The 22,322-nt window shown below is 66.2% G+C and carries 20 protein-coding genes; 10 read left to right on the top strand and 10 right to left on the bottom strand.

Features of this window, described 5'->3' with window-relative positions; all coding sequences use genetic code 11:
* Window positions 1-6: 6 nt before the first annotated feature.
* From era to lepB, 3 genes are read right to left on the bottom strand one after another with little or no spacing between them, the layout of a single operon-like run.
* On the bottom strand, window positions 7-924 hold the full coding sequence (gene era / locus FJQ54_RS06305; protein ID WP_140927571.1) for a GTPase Era: 918 nt from the start codon (window positions 922-924) through the stop codon (window positions 7-9).
* Window positions 914-1,582 (bottom strand): ribonuclease III, encoded by a 669-nt coding sequence (gene rnc, locus FJQ54_RS06300; RefSeq protein ID WP_408006015.1) that lies wholly within the window; start codon window positions 1,580-1,582, stop codon window positions 914-916. The genes era and rnc overlap by 11 nt, the downstream gene beginning before the upstream one ends.
* Window positions 1,575-2,315, bottom strand: coding sequence for a signal peptidase I (gene lepB, locus FJQ54_RS06295; RefSeq protein WP_181160011.1), 741 nt, complete (start codon window positions 2,313-2,315; stop codon window positions 1,575-1,577). The genes rnc and lepB overlap by 8 nt, the downstream gene beginning before the upstream one ends.
* 123 nt (window positions 2,316-2,438) lie before the next feature.
* Here lepB and pgi point away from each other — a divergent pair, with 123 nt between their 5' ends.
* Window positions 2,439-3,962, top strand: a complete 1,524-nt coding sequence (gene pgi, locus FJQ54_RS06290) for a glucose-6-phosphate isomerase (RefSeq protein ID WP_140927568.1) — start codon at window positions 2,439-2,441, stop codon at window positions 3,960-3,962.
* A 525-nt stretch (window positions 3,963-4,487) separates the two neighbouring features.
* Here pgi and FJQ54_RS06285 read toward each other — a convergent pair.
* Window positions 4,488-5,099: an HAD family hydrolase gene (locus tag FJQ54_RS06285; protein WP_140927567.1), complete on the bottom strand. Its 612-nt coding sequence runs from the start codon at window positions 5,097-5,099 to the stop codon at window positions 4,488-4,490.
* Window positions 5,100-5,101: 2 nt separating this feature from the next.
* Window positions 5,102-5,227, bottom strand: coding sequence for a type B 50S ribosomal protein L36 (gene ykgO / locus FJQ54_RS06280; protein WP_004210176.1), 126 nt, complete (start codon window positions 5,225-5,227; stop codon window positions 5,102-5,104).
* A 119-nt stretch (window positions 5,228-5,346) separates the two neighbouring features.
* On the opposite strand from ykgO, the gene FJQ54_RS06275 reads away from it, so the two are divergent.
* The 5 genes from FJQ54_RS06275 to FJQ54_RS06255 are packed head-to-tail and all read left to right on the top strand — an operon-like array spanning window position 5,347 to window position 9,422.
* A complete protein-coding gene (locus FJQ54_RS06275; RefSeq protein ID WP_140927566.1) occupies window positions 5,347-6,483 on the top strand; it encodes a M14 family metallopeptidase in 1,137 nt (378 codons plus the stop codon).
* A gap of 9 nt (window positions 6,484-6,492) precedes the next feature.
* Window positions 6,493-7,176 (top strand): 2,3-diphosphoglycerate-dependent phosphoglycerate mutase, encoded by a 684-nt coding sequence (gene gpmA, locus FJQ54_RS06270; protein WP_140927565.1) that lies wholly within the window; start codon window positions 6,493-6,495, stop codon window positions 7,174-7,176.
* 56 nt (window positions 7,177-7,232) lie between these two features.
* Window positions 7,233-7,712, top strand: a complete 480-nt coding sequence (gene purE, locus FJQ54_RS06265) for a 5-(carboxyamino)imidazole ribonucleotide mutase (protein ID WP_140927564.1) — start codon at window positions 7,233-7,235, stop codon at window positions 7,710-7,712.
* On the top strand, window positions 7,712-8,785 hold the full coding sequence (locus FJQ54_RS06260; RefSeq protein ID WP_140927563.1) for a 5-(carboxyamino)imidazole ribonucleotide synthase: 1,074 nt from the start codon (window positions 7,712-7,714) through the stop codon (window positions 8,783-8,785). The genes purE and FJQ54_RS06260 overlap by 1 nt, the downstream gene beginning before the upstream one ends.
* A gap of 46 nt (window positions 8,786-8,831) precedes the next feature.
* Complete coding sequence (locus FJQ54_RS06255) at window positions 8,832-9,422, top strand: tetratricopeptide repeat protein (protein WP_140927562.1); 591 nt, start codon at window positions 8,832-8,834, stop codon at window positions 9,420-9,422.
* A gap of 210 nt (window positions 9,423-9,632) precedes the next feature.
* Here the strand turns inward: FJQ54_RS06255 and FJQ54_RS06250 are convergent, their stop codons facing one another.
* Window positions 9,633-10,694 carry a DUF2855 family protein gene (locus FJQ54_RS06250; RefSeq protein WP_181160010.1) on the bottom strand — a complete coding sequence of 354 codons (1,062 nt, stop codon included), beginning with the start codon at window positions 10,692-10,694 and terminating at the stop codon, window positions 9,633-9,635.
* A 107-nt stretch (window positions 10,695-10,801) separates the two neighbouring features.
* Between FJQ54_RS06250 and FJQ54_RS06245 the strand changes: the two genes are divergently transcribed.
* The gene (locus FJQ54_RS06245; RefSeq protein ID WP_140927560.1) at window positions 10,802-11,173 is read left to right on the top strand and encodes a SnoaL-like domain-containing protein; all 372 of its coding nucleotides are present in this window, start codon (window positions 10,802-10,804) and stop codon (window positions 11,171-11,173) included.
* Window positions 11,174-11,251: 78 nt separating this feature from the next.
* Here FJQ54_RS06245 and FJQ54_RS06240 read toward each other — a convergent pair whose 3' ends face one another.
* Window positions 11,252-11,716, bottom strand: a complete 465-nt coding sequence (locus FJQ54_RS06240; RefSeq protein ID WP_140927559.1) for an Hsp20 family protein — start codon at window positions 11,714-11,716, stop codon at window positions 11,252-11,254.
* Window positions 11,717-11,959: 243 nt separating this feature from the next.
* Between FJQ54_RS06240 and alaS the strand changes: the two genes are divergently transcribed.
* Both alaS and FJQ54_RS06230 read left to right on the top strand, forming a co-directional pair.
* The gene (gene alaS, locus FJQ54_RS06235; RefSeq protein WP_140927558.1) at window positions 11,960-14,623 is read left to right on the top strand and encodes an alanine--tRNA ligase; all 2,664 of its coding nucleotides are present in this window, start codon (window positions 11,960-11,962) and stop codon (window positions 14,621-14,623) included.
* 2 nt (window positions 14,624-14,625) lie between these two features.
* Complete coding sequence (locus FJQ54_RS06230) at window positions 14,626-16,155, top strand: Ppx/GppA family phosphatase (protein WP_140927557.1); 1,530 nt, start codon at window positions 14,626-14,628, stop codon at window positions 16,153-16,155.
* Here the strand turns inward: FJQ54_RS06230 and rnd are convergent.
* A complete protein-coding gene (rnd, locus tag FJQ54_RS06225) occupies window positions 16,049-17,368 on the bottom strand; it encodes a ribonuclease D (protein ID WP_140927556.1) in 1,320 nt (439 codons plus the stop codon). The genes FJQ54_RS06230 and rnd overlap by 107 nt on opposite strands.
* A gap of 67 nt (window positions 17,369-17,435) precedes the next feature.
* Here rnd and aspS point away from each other — a divergent pair, with 67 nt between their 5' ends.
* Window positions 17,436-19,238 (top strand): aspartate--tRNA ligase, encoded by a 1,803-nt coding sequence (gene aspS, locus FJQ54_RS06220; protein ID WP_140927555.1) that lies wholly within the window; start codon window positions 17,436-17,438, stop codon window positions 19,236-19,238.
* Window positions 19,239-19,570: 332 nt separating this feature from the next.
* Here the strand turns inward: aspS and FJQ54_RS06215 are convergent, their stop codons facing one another.
* The gene (locus FJQ54_RS06215; RefSeq protein ID WP_207790376.1) at window positions 19,571-20,167 is read right to left on the bottom strand and encodes a thioredoxin family protein; all 597 of its coding nucleotides are present in this window, start codon (window positions 20,165-20,167) and stop codon (window positions 19,571-19,573) included.
* Between the two features lie 29 nt (window positions 20,168-20,196).
* Window positions 20,197-22,275, bottom strand: coding sequence for a protein-disulfide reductase DsbD family protein (locus FJQ54_RS06210; RefSeq protein WP_140927554.1), 2,079 nt, complete (start codon window positions 22,273-22,275; stop codon window positions 20,197-20,199).
* Window positions 22,276-22,322: the final 47 nt, after the last annotated feature.

Genomic DNA, 22,322 nt, shown 5'->3' with positions numbered 1-22,322 from the left:
GCCTGGTCAGTCCACCCAGTCCATGCCGAGGTCGCGCCAGGTGTGGCGGTCATCCGCCCAGCCGGGTTTCACCTTCACATGCAGGAACAAATGCGTCTTGCGGCCCAGCAGTTCGGCCGCCTGTGCGCGCGCCGCTTCGCCGATCTGCTTGATGCGGCTGCCGCGCGCGCCGACAACGATGGCCTTCTGGCTGTCCCGCTCCACCAATATCTGCGCGTGGATGGCGGTGGAGCCGTCGGGCTGTTCCTCGAACTGCTCGATCACGACGGCGGTGGAATAGGGCAGCTCCTGCCCCAGTTGCAGGAACAATTGTTCGCGCACCAGTTCGGCCGCCATCATCCGCGCGGGCGCGTCCGACAGCTGATCTTCCGGGAACAGCCATGGGCCTTGCGGCACGGCCGCCGCCAGCGCGCGCTTCAGGTCGGCCACGCCATCGCCCGTCAGCGCGGAGATCATGAAGGTTTCGGCGAAGGGGGCGATGGCGTTACTTTCCGCCACCAACGCCAGCAGCTTGCCCTTATCCGCCTGATCCACCTTGTTCAGCACCAGCCAGCGCGGCTCCCGGCGCTGGGCCACGGTTTCCAGCACATGGCGCACCTCTTCGCGCAGGCCCGCCTTGGCATCGACGATGGCGAGTAGCACGTCGGCGTCGGCCGCGCCCTCCCACGCGTTCTGCACCATGGCGCGATCCAGCCGGCGGCGCGGCTGGAACACGCCCGGCGTATCCACCAGCAGCAGTTGCGCATCGCCTTCCAGCGCGACGCCCGTCAGGCGGACGCGGGTGGTCTGCACCTTGGGGCTGACGATGGCGACCTTCTGGCCGACCAGCGCGTTCACAAGGGTGGATTTCCCGGCGTTGGGCGCGCCGATCAGCGCGACGACGCCGCAGCGGGTGGAGTCGGCAGGGGGGATGTCAGCGGGCATGGGTTTCCAGAAAGACTTTCGCAGCCGCCGTTTCGGCGTCCTGCTTGCTGTTGCCCTCGGCCTCCACCGGGGGGCGTCCGGCGATGGCCAGTTCCACCCGGAAGCGCGGGGAATGATGCGGGCCGGAACGGCCCAGCAGGGTGTAGACCGGCACCTTCAGATTTTGCGCAGCCGCCCATTCCTGCAGCTGCATTTTCGGGTGCTTGGGGGCTTCGGCGGCGGAACTGACCTCGGCCGCCCAAAGCGCGCGGATCATGCTGCGCGCGGCGTCCACGCCGCGATCCAGATAGACGGCACCGATCAGCGCCTCCATCACATCCCCCAATATATTGTCGCTGTTGGAGCCGCCGTCTGCCCGGGCCTGCTGGCCCAGCCGCACCACCGTCGGCACGCCCACGCTGCGCGCGACGCGGGCGCAGACCTCCCGGCTGACGAGCTGGTGGAAGCGGCGCGTCAGCTTGCCCTCAGGCTCTCCGGGGAAATCCTGATAGAGCCAGTCTGCGACGACGGCGCCGAGGATGCGGTCCCCCAGAAACTCCAGCCGCTCGTAATTGTCTGCCCCGACGCTCTTGTGGGTGAGCGCGGCGTGCAACAGCTTCGGATTCTGGAACGCGGCACCCAGTTCGGCGTCTGCCCATGCGGCGAGCGGATCAGTCAACGGGGGTTCCGATCCGGTTCCAGCGCACGCCCCGATCATAGGCGAAGAAGATGCGGGCGGCGCGGCCGATCACCTTGTCTTCCGGCACGAAGCCGATGCCGCCTTCGGCGGCAGGCACCCGGCTGTCTGCCGAATGGCCGCGGTTATCCCCCAGCACGAACAGATGCCCGGCGGGCACGGTGACGGGGCCGAAACTGGCGCGCGGACCTTGCGCGTGATCGCGCGACAGATGCGTGCGGCCGGAGGGAATGGCTTCGCGGCAGAGTTGCCCGTCTGCTGCGGCATTTTGGGGCACACATGGAAGGGGAACGCCGTTCAGCAGCACCAGCCCGTTGCGCAACTCCACCGTTTCCCCCCCTCGCGCGATCATGCGCTTTACATAGTCCCGTCCGTCCGGCCCGACAAAGGCTATCACATCGCCGTGCGGAATGGCGCTGGCGAACAGGCGGCCGCCGCCATCGCCCGCCATGCCCGAATCCGCCGCCAGCGGAAGCGAGGCGCGCGCCCAGCCATAGGCCTTTTTATCCACCAGCACGAAATCGCCCGCCTGAAGCGTGGGGGCCATCGAGCTGGAGGGAATGGCGAAGGGCTGCACGATCAGCACCCGCAGCAACAGGGCCGCCGTCAGCGCCAGCAACAGCAGCCGGGTGAACGGCCACAGCCACTGCGCCAGCCGCTCGCTGCCGGCCAGATGACGGGCGCGGGCCGCTTCAATGGCTTCGCTGCTTTCCATTGGCATTATCGCTGGGCCGGGGGCGGGGGAGTGTCAACCCCGGCGAAGGCCGGGCGGGCCTGTGCGGGGTGGCGTTTCGCTGGGGAGTCGCGTGCGGCTTCGCTTTGCGTTAGGGGTGGTGCCATGCTGCCACATCAGACAGACGCCTGGGCCAGCCTCGCCGAACTGGCGGCCGCCCCCACCCCCTCCATCGCCAGCCTGTTCGCACAGGAGCCTGAGCGCATCGCGGCTCTGGTGCCCGAAGTGGGCGGCATCCGCTTCGATTTTTCCAAGCTGCCGGTGACGGCGGCGCAATTGCAGGCGCTGGCGGCGCTGGCGGCTGCAGCCGACCTGCCGGGATGGCGGGCGAAAATGGCTGCCGGGGAGGTTGTGAACGGCAGCGAGGGGCGGGCGGCGACGCATATGGCGCTGCGCGATCCGGCGAAGCGCGGCGAACAGGCGGCGCTGCTGGAGACGGCGGCGCGCATCCGTGCCGGGGCGCTGGGAACGGTGCGGCACGTGATCCACATCGGCATCGGCGGCTCCGCGTTGGGGCCGCAGCTGCTGGTAGACGCGCTGGGCACCGGGGCGGACGGGCCGGAGGTGCATGTGGCGGCCAACATTGACGGCGCGGCGCTGGCCCGCGCGTTCGACGCCTGCGACCCGGCGGAAACGCTGCTGATCGCCGTTTCCAAGACCTTCACCACGCAGGAAACGCTGACCAATCTGACATCCGCGCTGGATTGGCTGACGGCCAATGGCGTGGCCAACCCGATCAGCCGGGTGGTGGCGGTGACGGCCGCGCCCGACAAGGCGCGGGCGCACGGCATTTCGGAAATCCTGCCCTTCGCCGAATCCGTGGGCGGGCGCTATTCGCTCTGGTCTGCGGTGGGGTTGCCGCTGGCGATCCGCTGCGGCCCGGCGGCGTTCGAGGCGTTGCTGGATGGCGCGGCGGCGATGGACGCGCATTTCCTGAGCACGCCGCTGCTGCTGAACGCGCCCGTGCTGGCCGCCATGGCCGACGTGTGGCAGGCCTGTTTCCTGAACAAGCCCACCCGCGCCATCTTCGCCTATGACGAGCGGCTGCGGCTGCTGCCGCCCTATCTGCAACAGCTGGAGATGGAATCGAACGGCAAATCCGTGGCGCGCGATGGCACGCCCCTGCCGTTCCCCACCGCCGCGATCAGTTGGGGCGGCACCGGCACCGACGCGCAACATGCGGTGTTCCAGCTGCTGCACCAAGGCACGCACACCGATCCGATCGAGTTCGTGGCGGTGGCCACGCCGGGGCATGATCTGGCCCCCATCCACCACAAGCTGCTGCTGGCCAATTGCTTCGCGCAAGGGGCCGCGCTGCTGAAAGGGCGCACCCATGCCGAGGCGCTGGCCGAAGCCAAGGGCGACGAAGCGCTGGCGCGGGCCAAGAGCTTCCCCGGCAACCGGGGATCGGCGACGATCCTTGTGGACCGGCTGACGCCCGATCGGCTGGGCGCGCTGCTGGCGTTCTACGAAGCGCGGACATTCACCGCCGCCGTGCTGATGGGGGTGAACCCGTTCGACCAGTGGGGAGTGGAACTGGGCAAGCAGGTGGCAAACAAACTGTCCGCCGGGGAGACGGGCGGGTTCGATCCTTCGACCGAGGCTTTGATGGCGGCGGCCGGGTTGTAGTTCAGCCTCCCGCCGGTTTTTGCCTCCGGCGGGGCGGGCTCTGCCCGCCACCCGGCAGGGGCGTGACGCCCCTGCACCCCCGACGTTTTTTTTAGCCCCTCCTCCTTTAGGGGAGGGGTTGGGGTGGGGGCCATCCGCCGGGCGCGAGGTTGGGATTTATAGCCTGCGGCGCTTTGGAGCATGCCCCACCCACCTCTCCACCCGTCACCCCGGACTTGATCCGGGTGACGGTTGGGGGTGTGGCAAGGTTGGTGGGTTAGTTCCGGGGCCTTCGACAAGCTCAGGCTGAGCGGGTGGATGGGTTGGTGGGTTTGTTGTGATGTCAGTGGATCAGGCCAACCGCTGACACCCCCTCTCCAACTCTCTCCCTTGCAGGGGAGAGAGTAAGGTAGCGCCGCAGGCAATCGAATCTGATCACTCACACAGCATCGAAGGTTCGGCACAACGCCAATGTCGAGGGTGCAGGGAAATCATTTCCCTGCCGGGTGCAGGGCAGAGCCCTGCCCGCCGGAGGCAATACCCCCGCTAAACGGCAAACCCCAGCGCCGACAACTCCGCCTTCAGCCGCTCGGCACCGGCAAAATGGTGGGCGAGCCAGCCGGCGTTGCGGGCGGCTTCGACGTTGGCGGGATTGTCGTCGATGAAGATGGCTTCGCCGTCGCCCAGCGCGAAGCGTTGGCGGGCGAGCGCGTAGATGGCCGGGTCTGGCTTCACTAGGCGTTCGTGGCCGGAGACGACAATGTCTGTGAAGTGATCGAAGATGGGGGCGGTGGGGCGGAAGCGGTCCCAGAATTCGCCGGAGAAATTGGTGATTCCGAACTGCGGAACCCCGGCGGCGGCGAGCGCAACGATCAGCGCGTGGGTGCCGGGAATCGGGGCCGGGATGGTTTCCAGCCAGCGCGGGCCGTAGGCGGCGATCAGCTCTGCCTCGGCCGGGTATTCGGCGATCAGTTCGGCCGAGGTTTCCGCGAAGGGGCGCCCGGCGTCATGCTGGAAGTGCCATGCGCGCGTGACGACGTTCGACAGGAACCAGTCCAGTCGATCCGTATCGGGGATCAGCTTCGCGTAGAGGAAGCGGGGATCCCAATCATAGAGGACGTGGCCGACATCCCAGATGACGGCCTTAGGTCCCCGCACGTTCAGCCCTGGCGGGCCTTGAAGCGGCGGTTCGTCTTGTTGATGACATAGGTGCGGCCGCGGCGGCGGATCACACGATTGTCACGGTGCCGCCCCTTGAGCGACTTCAGGCTGTTGCGGATCTTCATTGTTGTTCCCCGGGGGATTCGAAATTGAGCGGCGCGCATAAGGGGAGGGCCGGGGAAAGTCAATCTTGCACGGCGCGCGGTTGGCAATCCCGCCGCCGCGCTGCTAGGCGGCTTGGCCCATGACGATCAGCATTTCCAGTGCCTTCGATTCGGGCAATATCCGCGTGCTGGGGCAGACCGGCCCGCACCATTTCGCGTTGGCGATCAACATTGATGCGGGCGGGGAATTTTTCCAGTGGTTCCACTTCCGGGTGGCGGGCGCGAAAGGCGTGCCGCTGACGCTGGATATCACCGGCTTGCAGAAATCCGCCTATCCGGGCGGCTGGCCGGATTATCAGGCGCGGGTGTCGGCAGACCGGCAGAATTGGGTGCAGGCCGAAACCAGCTATAACGCAGGCGAGGCGGACGGCACGCTGACCATCCGGGTGACGCCCGAAAGCGATTATCTGTGGGTCGCCTATTTCGCGCCCTATTCGAACGAGCGGCATCTGGACCTGATCGCGCGCATGGCGTTGCAGCCGGGCGTGGAGGCGCGGGTGCTGGGCCATTCGCTGGACGGGCGGCCGATGGATTGCCTCGAACTGGGCGAGGGCGAGAAGCAGGTCTGGCTCTATGCGCGCCAGCATCCGGGCGAGACGATGGCCGAATGGTGGATGGAAGGCGCGCTGGAGGAATTGACCGATCCGGCCTCTCCGCTGGCGCGGACGTTGCGGGCGAAGGCGCGTTTTCACATCGTGCCGAACATGAACCCCGATGGGGCGTTTCGTGGGTTTCTGCGCACCAATGCGGCGGGCGCGAACCTGAACCGCGAATGGGCCGAGCCGACGGCCGAGCGGTCGCCCGAAGTGCTGTGCGTGCTGAACCGTATGGACGAGACGGGGGTGGATTTCGCGCTGGACGTGCATGGCGACGAAGCGCTGCCGCACAATTTCATTGCCGGATTCGAGGGCGCGCCCGGCGTGACCAACCGGCAGCTGGATCTGCTGGAGCGTTACAAGGCCTCTCTGGCGGGGCATAATCCGGAGTTCCAGACGAAGATCGGCTATCCCGTCACGCCGCCGGGCAAGGCCAATCTGGCGATGTCCACCAACCAGCTGGCGTATCGCTTCGGCTGTGTGTCTGCGACGCTGGAAATGCCGTTCAAGGATGTGCTGGAACTGCCGGACGCGTCTGTCGGCTGGTCTCCGGCGCGGAGCCGACATCTGGGGCGTGCCTGTCTGGCCGCGCTGGCCGATATTATCGACGATCTTGGTTAAGGGATTTTAATGGCTCAGCTGGTTCTTATTCGCCACGGACAATCCGCCTGGAATCTGGAAAACCGCTTCACCGGCTGGTGGGACGTGAACCTGACGGAGAAGGGCGTGGCCGAAGCGAAGGCAGCGGGCGCGGCGCTGGCGGCGCAGGGCTATGATTTCGATGTCGCCTTCACCAGCCTGCAGACGCGCGCCATCAAGACGCTGAACCTTGTGCTGGAAGAAATGGGGCGGCTGTGGCTGCCGGTGACGAAGGACTGGCGTTTCAATGAGCGCCATTATGGCGGGCTGACGGGGCTGGACAAGGCCGAGACGGCGGCGAAGCACGGCGACGATCAGGTGAAGATCTGGCGGCGCAGCTTTGATATTCCGCCACCGGTGCAGGAAAAGGGCAGCGAGTTCGATGTCTCCTCGGATCGCCGCTATGCCGGGATTCCGATCCCGCAGACGGAGAGCCTGAAAGACACCATCGCCCGCGCGCTGCCCGCGTTCGACGAGCTGGTGGTGCCGCAGCTGAAGGCGGGCAGGCGGGTGGTGATCGCCGCCCATGGCAATTCGCTGCGGGCGCTGGTGAAGCACCTTTCCGGCATTTCCGACACTGATATCGTGGAGTTCGAAATCCCCACGGGCGTGCCGATTCTCTATACGCTGGATGCCGATCTGAAGGCGACGGACCGGCGGTTCCTTCAGTTCTAAACCTTGCATTGGGTGCGAAGCATCCTTAGTCCGCGCTTTTTGCCGGGGATGGGCTGATGACTGCAGTGGTCGGGATCATCATGGGAAGCGTTTCCGATTGGGAAACGATGCGCCACGCCGCCGACGTGCTGGAGGCGCTGAACGTGCCGCACGAGGTGAAGGTGGTGTCTGCCCACCGCACGCCGCGCCGGATGGTGGCCTATGCCGAAAGCGCGGCGGATCGTGGGTTGAAGGTGATCGTGGCGGGGGCGGGTGGTGCTGCGCATCTGCCGGGCATGGTGGCGAGCCTGACCTTGCTGCCGGTGCTGGGCGTGCCGGTGCAATCGGCGGCGCTGTCGGGCAAGGATTCGCTGCTCTCCATCGTGCAGATGCCGGCTGGAATCCCCGTGGGCACGCTGGCGATCGGCAAGGCCGGGGCGACCAATGCCGGGCTGCTGGCGGCGGCGATTCTGGCGACGACGGACAGCGATCTGGCCGGGCGCTTGCAGGCGTGGCGGCAGGCGCAGACCGATGCGGTTGCGGATTCGCCGCTGTAATGCCGATCCTGCCGGGCGCGACCATCGGAATACTGGGCGGCGGCCAGCTGGGCCGGATGCTGGCGCTGGCGGCTGCGCCGCTGGGGTATAAGGTGCATGTGTTCGCGCCCGAGGGCGAGGCGGTGGCGCTGGACGTGGCGGCCGGGGCGACGCGGGCGGAATATACCGACGAGGCAGCGCTGGCGGCTTTCGCGGCCGCGTGCGACGTGATCACCTACGAATTCGAGAATGTGCCCTCTGCCAGCGTGGCTTTTCTTGAGGGGCTGAAGCCGGTGCGGCCGGGGCATCGGGCGCTGGATGTGGCGCAGGACAGGCTTTCGGAAAAGCAGTTCGTGACGGAGCTGGGTGGCCGCCCGGCGCCGTTCCGCGCGGTGGAGACTCTGGCGGAGCTGGAAGCGGCGCTGGCCGAACTGGGGGCGCCTGCGATCCTGAAAACCCGGCGCTTCGGCTATGACGGCAAGGGGCAGGTTCGTATCGGCTCTGTGGGCGAAGCGGCGGAAGCCTTTGCGGCGCTGGGCAGCAAGGGGCTGATTCTGGAAGGTTTTGTGCGCTTTTCCGCCGAATTCTCCATTTTGGTGGCACGCTGCCCGCGCGGGCGGGAGGTGCATTATCCGGCCTGCCTGAACGTGCATGAGGACGGGATATTGGCGCTGACCAGCGTGCCCGCCGGGATCGATCCGGCGCATGTGGATGCCGCCACCGCGCTGGTGGTGCGGATCGCCGATGCGCTGGACTATGTCGGCGTGCTCGCCTGCGAATTTTTCGCCACGCCGGACGGCCCTGTGTTCAATGAAATGGCCCCGCGCGTGCACAACAGCGGCCATTGGAGCATCGAGGGGGCGGAGACATCCCAGTTCGAGCAGCATGTGCGCGCGATCTGCGGCCTGCCGCTGGGGCCGGTGGGGCTGAAAGCGCCGCTGGTGGAGATGCGCAACCTGCTGGGCGACACATCGGCGGAATGGCCGCGCATTCTGGCCGATCCGACGGCGCATCTGCACCTCTATGGCAAGGCGGACGCCGCGCCGGGGCGCAAGATGGGGCATGTGACGAGGCTGTTACGGGAACGGCCCTAGCGGGCTTTTCCAGTTGTGATATCCTCACCGGTGGGAGGATCGAGCCATGACCATTTCGCCAATGTGCGGTCTGTTGGGCAAATTGCTTCTGGGCGCGGCCTGTGTGGCCGCAGTGCCCGCCAGCGCTGCGGTGTCCATCGTCGGCGGCAGTTCCGCCGGGCGGGACTGTTATCTGGCGGCGGAGTTCAAGCGCGAAACCCGCGCCAGCCTGGACGTGTGCAACCGGGCGCTGGACGTCGGTTCGATCACCCGGCGCGATCGGGCAGCGACGCTGGTGAACCGGGGCATCATCCACATGCAGTCCCGCGATCTGGAGAATGCCGTGGCCGATTACAAGGCGGCCATCGAGCTGTCGCCGGGGCTGGCCGAGGCGCACATCAATCTGGGCATCGCCCTGCTGCACCGGGGCGGGCAGGATCAGGCGGCCATCGACGCATTGACCCGCGCGCTGGACATGAAGCCGGAGCGGCCGGAGGTGGCGCTGTACACGCGCGCGGTTGCCTATGAGATGATCGGCAACACCCGCGCCGCCTATGACGATTACGCCGCCGCCGCCGCGCTGGCCCCGGAGTGGAAGGAGCCGGCGGAGCAGCTGAAGCGGTTCTCGGTGGAGCGGAAATCGACTGCGCGGGGGTAGGGGGGCGATATTTTCTGGCGACCTTATCTTTGCAAACCCATCGGCTTTTCGGCCTTTGCCGCGCTCAATTCGCTCCGCTCAGACTCACCTATCCCCCCGCTCAGGCTGAGCTTGTCGAAGCCCATGGAACATGCCCCCCCGGCTCAGCCGTTGAGCTTTTACGTCCGGGGCTTCGACAAGCTCAGCCTGAGCGGGGGAGGGCGGTGTTGGTCAGGGTTTCCACACCAGCCCGATATTCGGCGGCAGCTTGTTGCTCAGCAGGCGGTTGAAGCTGTCCATATAGCCTTTGGGGCCGCTGTGGGTTTCCACCGTCAGCCAGTGCGGGGTGGTGGCGAGGAAGGCGGCCATACTGCTGTTCAGTTCATGATCAAAGGCTTGCTGGCCGATCTCGCGGATGCGGTCTGCCCAGTGGGTGGGGGCGAAGAACAGGGTTGGGGGCGGGCCTTCCAGTGGCTCGTCTGAGGGGGCGGCCCAGTCTGTGTCGCCGACGATGTGGCTGGCGGACAGCGATTTCAGATGGCGGTGGATGCGGGCCTTCAGTGCGCCGTTGCCAGCAAAATCGACGAGGACGGATGGGGTGGCGGGATCGAGCGATTCCAGTTCCTCGTAGGTGAGGACCTGCGCGTAGAAGCCGGTGTTTTCGACAAAGGCGCGGTTGGCAGCGGAGGTGAGGCCGATGGCCATGCCGCCCGCGCGTTGCAGGTTGAAGGCCGTGGCCAGCGCCGTTTTCGCCGATGCGCTGGTGAGAAGGATGCTGCGGCCTGCGGCGATGTCGCTGCCAAGGCTCTGCGCAAGCACGAAGCCGGTGCCGTAGAGCGGCTGGAACAGGGCGATCAGCGGCTCGGTTTCCGGGGTGATGCCCGGCGTGGGGCGGTAGCTGTTGTAGACGGGGGCGAGGCCCTGCCGGTGCGGGGCGAGATCGGTGAAGCCGCCGCTCTTTGCCGGGCCGGGCAGCAGCTTCAGATGCGTAGCGGACGGCCAATAGCCGAACAGGCGGCTGCCTTCGGCGACATGCGGGCTGCGGCTTTCGCTGATGGTGGCATAGCCCCAAAGCGGCACGATCCCGCGCGCGGGATCAGATGCGGGGAAGAAATTCCAATAGTTGAACGGCTCTCCACCCATGACGGCATAGGTGATATTGTTGGAGGTGATCGACGCGAGTTCGATTTCGGCGATGATTTCGCCTTCACCTGCTGTCAGGTTGAGTGACACTTTTTCTTGACGGGACAAGTCCGCGCGGTCGATTTCAATGGCGTATCTGGTCATTTTCATGAACTTTCCTGTCTCCCCACTTGAGAGAATAGCGGAAATGCGAGAGACTGCACCCCCGGAATGCAGCAGGGGCATTCCGGGTCAAGGCTTGTTGCAGGAGCGGGGCGATGGGCAGGGGTGCAAGAGCAGCCGATGTGCGGACGATTGCTGCTGATTATGCGGCGTTGTTGGCGGCCGGGCGGATGGACGAGGCCGCGATGAAATATTGGCACGACGATGTGGCGACCTTCGAGGCAGTGCCTGGCGAGCATGGCGAAACGCATGGCAAGGCCGAAACGCTGGCAAAGGCGGAATGGTGGTTCGCCAATCACGAGGTGCACGGCTTCCGATCGGAAGGGCCGTTCGTGAACGGGGACAGTTTTCTGATCGTGATAGATCTGGACGTGACGCCCGCAGGCGGTGTGCGCACTCATATGCGCGAAATCGTCGGCTACCGGGTGGCGGGCGACAAGGTTGTGGAAGAACGTTATTATTATTGAAGAAGGGGCCGGTTGCCCGGCCCCTTCGATTGGCTTTTACGCCGCTTGCGTTGCGGCTTACGCCGCTTGCGTTGCGGCTTACGCCGCTTCACCGTCGATCAGCGGGGTGTCGTTGGCGCCGATCTCGACCTTGCGCGGCTTCTTGTGCTCGGGCACTTCGCGCTGCAGGTCGATGTTCAGCAGGCCGTTTTCGAAGCTGGCGCCCGTCACCTTGATCACGTCGGCCAGTTGGAAGCGGCGCTCGAACGCGCGCTTGGCGATGCCGCGATGCAGGAAGCTGCGCTCGGCCGGCTGGGCTTCGTCAGCCGCCTTGCCGGTGACGACGAGGGTGTTTTCCTGCACGGTGATGTCCAGTTCCGAGCGCTCGAACCCGGCGACGGCCATGGTGATGCGATAGGCGTCGGAGCCGAGCTTCTCGATGTTGTAGGGCGGGAAGCTGGTGTCGGTTTCGGCGGCGCGGGCCACGCTGTCGATCAGGCGGTTGAGATTCTCAAAGCCGATGGACGAGCGGAGCAGGGGGGCGAAATCGAAGTTGGAACGCATGGGATAGCCATCCTTTCAAAGCAATGGTCTGTGTGTGTGGCCCGCCTTTCGGCCGGGCCGGTGTGGGGCGCGGCCCCCGAAGGCTGCCGCTGTCCACAACGCTGAATCTGGGATAGGGAATAGGCGTTTCAAGGGGGCTGAATCTGGCGCGGTGCGGCGGGGCTGCACTTGCGCGCGCGCCATACGGCCCCCTAATGGAGCGTGTGGCCCCGCGCGGGCAGAGTATTCAGAATAGCGAGACCCATGACTTCGACCGCCGACATCCGCGCCTCTTTTCTGGACCATTTCGCACAAGCGGGCCATGCGCTGGTGCCGTCTGCGCCGCTGGTGCCGCAGAACGATCCGACGCTGATGTTCGTGAACGCCGGGATGGTGCCGTTCAAAAATGTGTTCACCGGCCTTGAAAAGCGGCCCTACAGCACGGCGACCTCCAGCCAGAAATGCGTGCGCGCCGGTGGCAAGCACAATGATCTGGACAATGTGGGCTATACTGCCCGCCACCATACCTTCTTTGAAATGTTGGGGAATTTTTCCTTTGGCGATTATTTCAAGGAACAGGCGATCACCCTGGCCTGGGATCTGCTGACGGGCACATGGGGCCTGCCGAAAGACAAGCTGACCGTCACCGTTTATCACACGGACGATGAGGCGTTCGCCCTGTGGAAGACGATCGCAGGGCTGCCGGATGAGCGCATCATCCGCATCGCCACCAGCGACAATTTCTGGTCCATGGGCGACACCGGGCCTTGCGGGCCGTGCTCCGAAATCTTCTACGATCATGGGGATCACATCCCCGGCGGCCCGCCCGGTTCGCCGGACGAGGATGGCGACCGCTTCGTGGAAGTGTGGAACCTTGTGTTCATGCAGTTCGATCAGCAGCCGGACGGCACAAGGCTGAACCTGCCGCGCCCTTCCATCGACACCGGCATGGGGCTGGAGCGGATCGCCGCCGTGCTGCAAGGCACGCATGACAATTTCGAGATCGACATCTTCAAGCAGCTGATCGGCGAATCCGCCGCGCTGACGAAGACGCCGACGGACGCGATCACCACCCGCGCCTCGCACCGGGTGATTGCGGACCATCTGCGTTCTGCCGGGTTCCTTGTGGCCGACGGGGTGCTGCCCGCCAACGAAGGGCGAGGTTATGTGCTGCGGCGGATCATGCGCCGCGCCATGCGCCACGCGCATCTGCTGGGCGCGAGCGAGCCGCTGATGCACCGGCTGGTGCCCGCGCTGGTGAGCACGATGGGCGGGGCCTTCCCGGAACTGGTGCGGGCGCAGCCGCTGATCGCGGAAACGCTGAAGCTGGAGGAAACCCGTTTCCGCCAGACGTTGCAGAACGGGCTGAAGCTGCTGGACGATGCGACCGCCGGGTTGAAGCCGGGGGCGGTGCTGCCGGGCGATGTCGCCTTCCGCCTGTATGACACCTATGGCTTCCCCTATGACCTGACGGAGGATGCGCTGAAGGCGCAGGGGCTGGGCGTGGACCGCACCGGGTTCGATGCCAGCATGGCCGAGCAGAAGGCGCGCGCGCGTGCCGCCTGGGCGGGATCGGGCGCGAACGCCACCGACAGCCTGTGGTTCGACCTTGTCGAGAAGCTGGGGGCGACGGATTTCATCGGTTATTCCACCATGGGCGCGGAAGGCGCGATCGTGGCGCTGGTGAAGGATGGCGTGGAGGTTGCCGGGGCCAAAGCCGGTGACGAGCTGGTGATCCTGACCAACCAGACGCCTTTCTATGCCGAAAGCGGCGGACAGGTGGGCGATACCGGCACGATTGCGCTGGGCGACGCGCTGTTCGAGGTGACGGACACGCAAAAGCCGCTTGGCAAGCTGCACGCCCATTCGGGCAAGCTGGTGTCCGGCACGCTGAAGGTTGGCGACGCGGTGCAGCTGAAGGTGGATGCCGAGCGGCGTGCGCAGGTGAAGGCCAACCATTCGGCCACGCACCTGATGCATGCGGCGCTGCGCCGGGTGCTGGGCGGGCATGTGAGCCAGAAGGGTTCGCTGGTCGCCCCGGACAAGCTGCGCTTCGACTTTTCGCACCAGAAGCCGATGACGGCCGAGGAAATCGCCGCGGTGGAGGCGGAAGTGAATGCGGAAATCCGCGCCAACCTGCCGGTGGGCACGCGGCTGATGACGCCGGATGCCGCCATCGAGGCGGGCGCGCTGGCGCTGTTCGGCGAGAAATATGGCGACGAGGTTCGCGTGCTGTCCATGGGCCGCGCCGCCGACACGGGCCGCAGCTATTCGGTGGAACTGTGCGGCGGCACCCATGTGAACGCCACCGGCGATATCGCCCTGTTCCGCATCGTCTCTGAAAGCGCGGTGTCGTCCGGCGTGCGGCGGATCGAGGCGCTGACCGGGGTGGAGGCACTGAAGCATCTGGTGGCGCAGGAAAATCTGTTGAAGGCAGCTGCCGCCAGCGTGAAGGCGCGGGTGGAGGATGTGCCCGAACGGGTGGCCGCGCTGGCCGACACGGTGAAGAAGCTGGAGCGCGAACTGGCGGATACCAAGAAGGCGCTGGCGCTGGCCGGGCCGGGGCAGGCGGCCGAGGTGGCGCTGGAGCAGCTGGGCGACGTGCCCTTCCTTGGCCGGGTGATCGACGATCTGGACCCGAAGGAGTTGCGCGGTCTGCTGGACGAGGAAAAGCAGCGCCATGGCTCGGGCGTGTTCGCCATCGTCGCGACGCGCGACGGGCGGGCCTCTATCGCGGTTTCCGTGACGGCTGATCTGGGTGCTCGCGCCAATGCCGTGGAGCTGGTGCGCGCAGGCGTTGCGGCGCTGGGCGGTCAGGGCGGCGGCGGGCGGCCGGATATGGCGCAGGGCGGCGGGCCGGATGCGGCGAAGGCAGCCGACGCGATTCAGGCGGTGAAGGCCGCCATCAACCAGACTGTTGCGGCCTGAGCGTGGCGACGGTCGCGGTGCCGCAGGCGGATGTGCAGCTGTTGAACCATGCCAGCCCGCGCATCGCGATTGTTGATATCGGGTCCAACTCCGTGCGTCTGGTGGTGTACAAGGGGCTGACGCGGACGCCTGCCGTTCTGTTCAACGAGAAGGTGATGGCCGGGCTGGGCAAGGGTTTGTCGCCGGGCGGGATGCTGTCTGAAGAGGCGATGGACGTGACGCTGGCGGCGTTGGCGCGCTTCGCGCTGCTGGCGGACTCCATGGGCGTGGACAGTTTGCGCGCGGTGGCGACGGCGGCGGTGCGCGATGCCGCCAACGGCCCGGCGTTCGTGGCGCGGATCGAGCAGTTCACCGGCCTGCAGGTGGAGATCATCGACGGCGAGACCGAGGCGCGCGGCGCGGCCTATGGGGTGATCGCCGGAATTCCGCAGGCCGATGGCGTTGTGGGCGATCTGGGCGGCGGATCGCTGGAACTGGTGCGGATTTCGAAGGGCGAGGTGCATGAGCGCTTGTCCCTGCCGCTCGGCTCGCTGCGACTGGACGCCTTTCGGAAAAAGGGGCGGCGCGAGCTGACGCAGAAGATCAGTCAGGGCCTGAAAGGGCTGGACTGGGCCGCGCTGGGCAAGGGCAAGCCCTTCTATGCGGTGGGCGGCAGCTGGCGGGCGCTGACACAGCTGTACATGCACCAGACGGACTGGCCGCTGCCGGTGACGCATCATCATGTGATGCCCGCCGACGCGCCGGACAGGCTGGTGCGCACGCTGGCGCATATCTCTGTGAAATCCTTGAAAGATGTGCCCAACATCTCGTCGTCGCGGGCACCGCAACTGCCGGGCGCGGCGGCGATGCTGAGCGCGGTGACGAAGAAGCTGGGCAGCAGCTGCATCATCAGCTCTGCCTATGGGCTGCGCGAGGGGCTGCTGTATCAGGCGCTGTCTCCGGCGGCGCGGCGGCAGGACCCGCTGTTGACGGCCGCGCGCGAGGCGGCCGACCGGATGGGGCGCTTTTCCGACGGCAGCGACGCCGATGTGGGCGAGGCGCTGCTGGAGTTCAGCGACACGCTGTTCCCGGACGAAGCGCCTGCCCTGCGCCGGATTCGCCACGCCGCCTGTCTGCTGGCGGACAGCGCCTGGCGCGCCCACCCGGACATGCGGGCGGAAGATGCGCTGGACACCGCGCTGCACGGAAACTGGGTGAGCGTGGATGCATCCGAACGGGCGATGATGGCGGCCGCCTTGTGGACGCTGAACGGCGGCGCGATGCCCGGCGGGGATTCCGATCGACTCTATCTGTTGGCGTCGATCGAGCAGCTGGCGCTGGCGCGGCTGTGGGGCCTGACGCTGCGGCTGGGGCAGCGGCTGGGCGGCGGCGCGGCTGACGGATTGCGCGGCAGCGCGCTGGTGCGCGAGCCGGGCTGGCTGGCGCTCAGCCTGCCGCGCGCCGCCGAGGCGCTCTACGCCGAGCCGGTGCAGCGGCGGCATCGGCTTCTGGCGCAGGCGCTGGGGCTGGAGCCGAAGCTTCGTCTGAACTGAACGGCTCAGGATCGAACGACTCTTCCGGCTGCGGCTGATCGGGTTGGGGCGACCCGGCCAGTTGCCGCATCCGCATCTTCCCGCCCGACACGGAGAAGCCCAGCCGGCCTTCCACCAGCGCCAGCGCATCCTCGCCAAACAGGCCGCGCCGCCAGCCCTGCAGGATCGGCAGGCCGTCGCGCACGCCGGCGGCCAGCGCCTCCATTTCATCCGAGCGCGCGATCAGGCGCGGGGCCACGCCCGATTCCTTCGCGCGAACTTTCAGCAGCAATTTCAACAGGTCCGCGATCAGCGAGGCATCGGTGGAGAGGCCCGGGCGGTTTTCCTTCGCGGGCATTTCGGCCTCCGGCAGAGGCTCCGCCCCGGCAATGGCCGCCAGCAGCCGCTGGCCGATGGCGTTGCCCGCCCATGTGGGGGACAGCCCGCGCACCCGCGCCAGATCGGCCTGCGTCGGCGGCGGGGCGGCGGCCAGATCGGCCAGCGTTTCATCCTTCACGATGCGGCCGCGTGGCACATTCTTGTCTTGCGCTTCCAGTTCGCGCCAGCGCGCCAGCGCCTTCAGGCGGCCCAGCACATCCGGCTTGCGGTTGGGCAGCTTCAGGCGCAGCCATGCGGTATCCGGGTTCACCGCATAGTTGGACGGGTCTGACAGCCGGGCCATTTCCTCGTCCAGCCATTCGCCACGCCCGGTTTTGCGCAGCTTGTTCAGCATCTTGGGGAACAGTTGCGAGAGATAGGTGACGTCGCCGATGGCGTAGTGAATCTGCCGGTCCGACAGCGGGCGGCGCGCCCAGTCCGTGAAGCGGGCACCCTTGTCGATCTGCTGGCCGGTAAAATGCGCGACGAGGTTGGCGTAGCTTACCTGCTCCCCCATCCCCATCGCCATGGCAGCGATCTGCGTATCGAACAGCGGGAAGGGCACTTTTCCGGTGAGATTCATGAAGATTTCGATGTCCTGACCGCCCGCGTGCAGCACTTTCAGGATCGAGTCGTCGCCCAGAAGTTCCAGAAATGGCGCGAGATCAAGGCCGTCTGCCAGCGGATCGATGGCGAAGGCATCTTCCGAAGATGCCAACTGGATCAGGCAAAGCTCTGGATAATAAGTGTTTTCCCGCATGAACTCGGTATCGACGCAGACGATGTCATGCGCCTTCAGGCGGCCGATCATCCGGGCGAGGGTGTCTGTATCTGTGACGAGCGGGTGAATCTTCATGGGCAACCCGATAGCGTGAGGATGCGCGCTTGACAAAAGGGGCCGCTTTGCCCTTGACCCCCGCCCCATGAGCACCAACACCACACATGCGTATCGCACCCATCATTGCGCCGAGCTGACGGCCGGCAACGTCGGCGAAACCGTTCGCCTGTCCGGCTGGATTCACCGCAAGCGCGACCATGGCGGTGTGCTGTTCATCGATTTGCGCGACCATCATGGCCTGACCCAGCTGGTGGCGGCCACCGGCTCGCCCTTCCTTGAAACGCTGGACAAGCTGCGGCTGGAATCGGTGGTGACCATCGATGGCGAAGTGGTGGCGCGCAGCGAAGGCACGGTGAACCCGAACTTGCCGACCGGGGCCATCGAAGTGCGGGTGCGCGGCGTGACGGTGCAATCCGAAGCCGCCGAGCTGCCGCTGCCGGTGGCTGGCGAAGCGGAATACCCAGAAGATATCCGCCTGCGCTATCGCTTCCTCGACCTGCGCCGGGAACGGCTGCACAAGAATATCGTGCTGCGTTCGAAGGTGATTTCCAGCCTGCGCCAGCGGATGCAGGCACAGGGCTTCACCGAGTATCAGACGCCGATCCTGACAGCCTCCAGCCCGGAAGGCGCGCGGGACTTTCTGGTGCCTTCGCGGCTGCATCCGGGCAAATTCTATGCGCTTCCGCAAGCACCGCAGATGTTCAAGCAGCTGCTGATGGTGGCGGGCTTTGATCGCTATTTCCAGATTGCGCCCTGCTTCCGCGACGAGGATGCGCGGGCGGATCGTTCCCCGGGCGAATTCTACCAGCTCGATTTCGAGATGAGCTTCGTGACGCAGGAAGATGTGTTTCAGGCCATTGAACCCGTGCTGGCGGGCGTGTTCGCGGAGTTCGCGGGCTGGAATCGCGAGACGCCATGGGCGGTGACGCAAGGCGCGTTCCCGCGCATTCCCTACCGCGAATCCATGCTGAAATATGGCAATGACAAGCCCGATCTGCGCAACCCGCTGCTGATTTCCGACGTGTCTGAGCATTTCCGGCAATCGGGTTTTGGCCTGTTCGAGAAGATCGTGGCGTCCGGCGGCGTGGTGCGGGCGATCCCTGCGCCGAACACCGCAGACAAGAGCCGCAAATTCTTCGACGATATGAACGAATGGGCGCGCAGCGAAGGCCATGCGGGGCTTGGCTATGTGACGCGCAAGGGCGGCGAATTCGGTGGGCCGATCGCCAAGAACCATGGCACGGAGGGCATGGAGGCGCTCTATGCGGCGCTGGGGCTGGGGCCAGACGATGGCTGTTTCTTCGCCGCCGGCAAGGAATTGCCCGCCGCCAAGCTGGCCGGGTTCGCCCGCACCCGCGTGGGCGAGCAGCTGGGGCTGATCGAGCAGGGCGCTTATAAATTCTGCTGGATCGTCGATTTCCCGATGTTCGAGGCGGACGAGGAAACGGGGAAGATTGACTTCTCGCACAACCCCTTCTCCATGCCGCAGGGCGAGATGGGCGCGCTGGAAACGATGGACCCGCTGGATATTCTGGCGTTCCAATATGACATCGTCTGCAACGGGGTGGAGTTGTCGTCCGGCGCGATCCGCAACCACAAGCCTGAGATCATGTACAAGGCGTTCGAAATCGCCGGTTACACGCAGGATCAGGTCGACACGAATTTCCCCGGCATGATCAACGCCTTCAAATATGGCGCACCGCCGCACGGCGGCTCTGCGCCGGGGGTGGACCGGATCGTGATGCTGATCGCGGATGAACCGAACATCCGCGAAGTGACGCTGTTCCCGCTGAACCAGAAGGCCGAGGATCTGATGATGAACGCGCCGTCAGCCGTGAGCGAGAAGCAGTTGCGGGAGTTGCATATTCAGCCGCGGAAGGTGGGGTAACGCGGGGGTTCCCCACCCTTCGCCCCGGAGTTGATCCGGGGCCGCGCTTTTGTGCTCCGGCGTTGCCGAAGAACAGCTGGACCCCGGATCAAGTCCGGAGTGACGGTTGTGGGTGTGGGGAGGTTGGTGGATCAGGCCAACCGCTGACACCCCCTCTCCATCTCTCCCCCTTGCAGGGGGAGAGAGTCTCGTAGCGCCGCAGGCAATCGAAGCTGATCACACGCGCGCCGTTCCAGTTTGCGCGCAACGCCAATGTTGAGGGTGCAGGGAAATCATTTCCCTGCCGGGTTCCAAGGGCAGAGCCCTTGGTCTTCCCTGTCGCTAACCCGACCTCAGTATTTCACCGAGCAGCCATAAGGCTTGCTGGTCGGCGTGCCCACTGGCTTGCCCGCCTTCACGTCTGCCAGTGCCAGCGTCACCAGCGGTTCGGCGCGGGCGATGTCGGCCGGGTTGGCGCTGGGGATGCTGTCGATGCCGCCGGTGTAGGCCAGTGTGCCGTCGGGGGCGATCACGAACATGTGCGGCGTGGTGCGCGCGCCATAGGCGCGGCCGATGGTGCCGTCCGTATCCAGCAGGTAGGCGGTGGATTGGAAGCCCTGCTGGCGCATCCGGCTGTTGGCCTGTGCGCCGGTGACATGGCCTTGATTGCCTTCGGCGCCGGAGTTGATGGTGAGCCAGACGGCACCGCCCTTGCGGGCGTCTGCCTGCAGCTTCTGCATGTCTCCGCCGGAATAATATTTCTGCACGAAGGGGCATTCGGCGTTGGTCCATTCCAGCACCACCGGCTTGCCCTTGAAATCGCTGAGGCTGACGGTGCGGCCGTTGGAATCCGTCGCGGTGAAGGCGGGGGCGGGCTGGCCGACAACGGCGGCTGCGAGCGCCGGGGCGGCGATGATTAGGGCGGCTGCTGCGAGCAGGGGCTTCATCATGGTCGTCTCCTTCTGTGGCAGGTTGTTTATCAGCTTGCGGATGAACCTGCGCTTGCAAGCCCGGTGAGGGTTTTCACCGTGAGGATTTGCGGCAGTTCGGTGATGCTGCCGTTCGAATCATAGAAGAGGTAGAGCGGGATGCCCGCGCGGCCGCGCTGTTCCAGAAAGCGGGCGATGGCCGGGTCCGGGCGGGTCCAGTCGCCCACCATGACTTGTATGCCCGCCTGCTGGAATGCGACGGCGACGGCCGGGTCTGACAGCGCGCCCTTTTCGTTCACCTTGCAGGTGAGGCACCAGTCCGCGGTGAAATAGAGGAAGGTGGGTTTGCGATCCGCCTGCGCGCGGGCGATGGCTTCCGGCGTGAAGGGGACGGCGGACAGGTCTTCGGGGCCGGGGTCTGCGGTGAGGCCGCCATCGTCTGTGGAGACGGCGCTGAGCGCCAGCGGCGAGAGCAGCGCCAAAAGCGCTGCCAGCGAGATGGTGATGACGACGGAGGCCTGCTTTTGCTGGCGCAGGCCCAATATCCACAACAGGATGGTGAGCATCAGCGCCAGCGAAAGGCCGGTGGTGAGCGCGTTCAGGCCCGCTTGCCGCCCCAGCACCCACGCCAGTGCCAGCGCGGTGAGGAACATCGGCACGGCGAGGATGCGGCGGAAATTCGCCATCCACGGGCCGGGTTTGGGCAGGCGGCGGCGCAGCGCGGGGATAAAGCCGATGGCGAGGAAGGGCAGCGCGAGGCCGAGGCCCAGCCCGGCGAACACCGCGACGCCTGCGGCGGGCGGCAGCACCAGCGCTGCGCCCAATGCCCCCGCCATGAAGGGGCCGGTGCAGGGCGTGGCGACGAAGGCCGCCAGCGCGCCGGTGAAGAAGGCCCCCTTCGCGCCGGGTTTCGAGGCGAGGCCGGAGCCGACATTGGCGGTGCCGAGATTCACTTCATAGAGGCCAGAGAAGTTCAGCCCGATCGCCAGCGTGAGCAGCATCAGGAACAGGATCACGCGCGGATCCTGCAACTGGAAGGCCCAGCCCGCACCCGCGCCCGCCGCCGCGATGGCGATTGCCGCGATGCCCAGCAAGGTGGTGACCAGCATGACGCCACCGGTGTAGGCCAGCCCCTCTGCGCGGGCATGCGCCTCTGATTCCCCGGATTTCGCAAGACTGAGCGCCTTCAGGCTGAGAATGGGAAACACGCAGGGCATCAGGTTCAGCAGCAGCCCGCCGAGGATGGCGAGGCCGAGCGCGGGCCAGAAGGCGGCCATCGAGCCTTTGCCCGCCTGTGCGCTGAGCGGCTCCCCGGTGGGGACGGTGCCGGGGTTGGCGCTGAAGGCCAGCCCCATCACATCCGCGCCGCGTTCGATGCGCAGCACGCCGGGAAGCGCGGTGGGGTTGCTGCCGGGGACGGCGTCTGTTTCGATCACCAGCGAATTGGCGGTGCGGCTGACCGTCTGCGGGCTGGCGAACAGCACGCCGTCATCGCGGCTGGCGAAGAAATGCGCGGCGGTGACGCTCTCCGGATCGGCCAGCGGCACGTTCAGGCGGATGCGCTGGCCGACTGTCTGGAAGCTGGCCCCCGCTGCCAGTTCGCGGGGGAGGGCGGCGCGGGCGGCATCGAAATTCGCCCGTTGCGCCGGGTCTGCCGCGCCATCGCCGATGGGCAAAGTAAGGTCCAGATCGGCACCCTCGGGGATACAGATCTTGTCGTTGCAGACCAGCCAGTCGATCCTTGCCTTCAGCGGCAATTCTCCGCTGGCCCCCTGCGGCACCGTGACATCGGCGAGGAGAATGTTCTTCTCACCATAAACATGGTTCATCAGCCCGGCGACGACATAGGTTTTCGGCACGGGATAGCGGAAGGTGGAGACGCTGACGCCGTTCGGCAGCTGCCATTGGGCACGGGTGGCCATGCCGCTGTCGCCGGGGTTTTCCCAATAGGTATGCCAGCCGGGCTTCGGCGTCATCATCAGGCCGATGGTGAAGCGCTGGCCCGGGGCGGGGGCCTTCGCCTCGCTGATGAGCGCGACTTCCGTGTTGGGGAGTTTCGCGCTGCTGGCGGCGAGCGCCGGGCCGGCGAGGATCAGGGCGGAGAGCGCGAGGAACAGGCGAGTGAGCATCCGGGCCTGTTTAGGGGAGGGGGCGCGGTGGGGGAAGGGTGTTGCGG

Origin of the sequence: Sandaracinobacter neustonicus, from assembly GCF_006385875.1 — a bacterium.
GTDB classification, from domain to species: domain Bacteria; phylum Pseudomonadota; class Alphaproteobacteria; order Sphingomonadales; family Sphingomonadaceae; genus Sandaracinobacteroides; species Sandaracinobacteroides neustonicus.
This window is presented reverse-complemented; position numbering and strand designations above follow the sequence as displayed.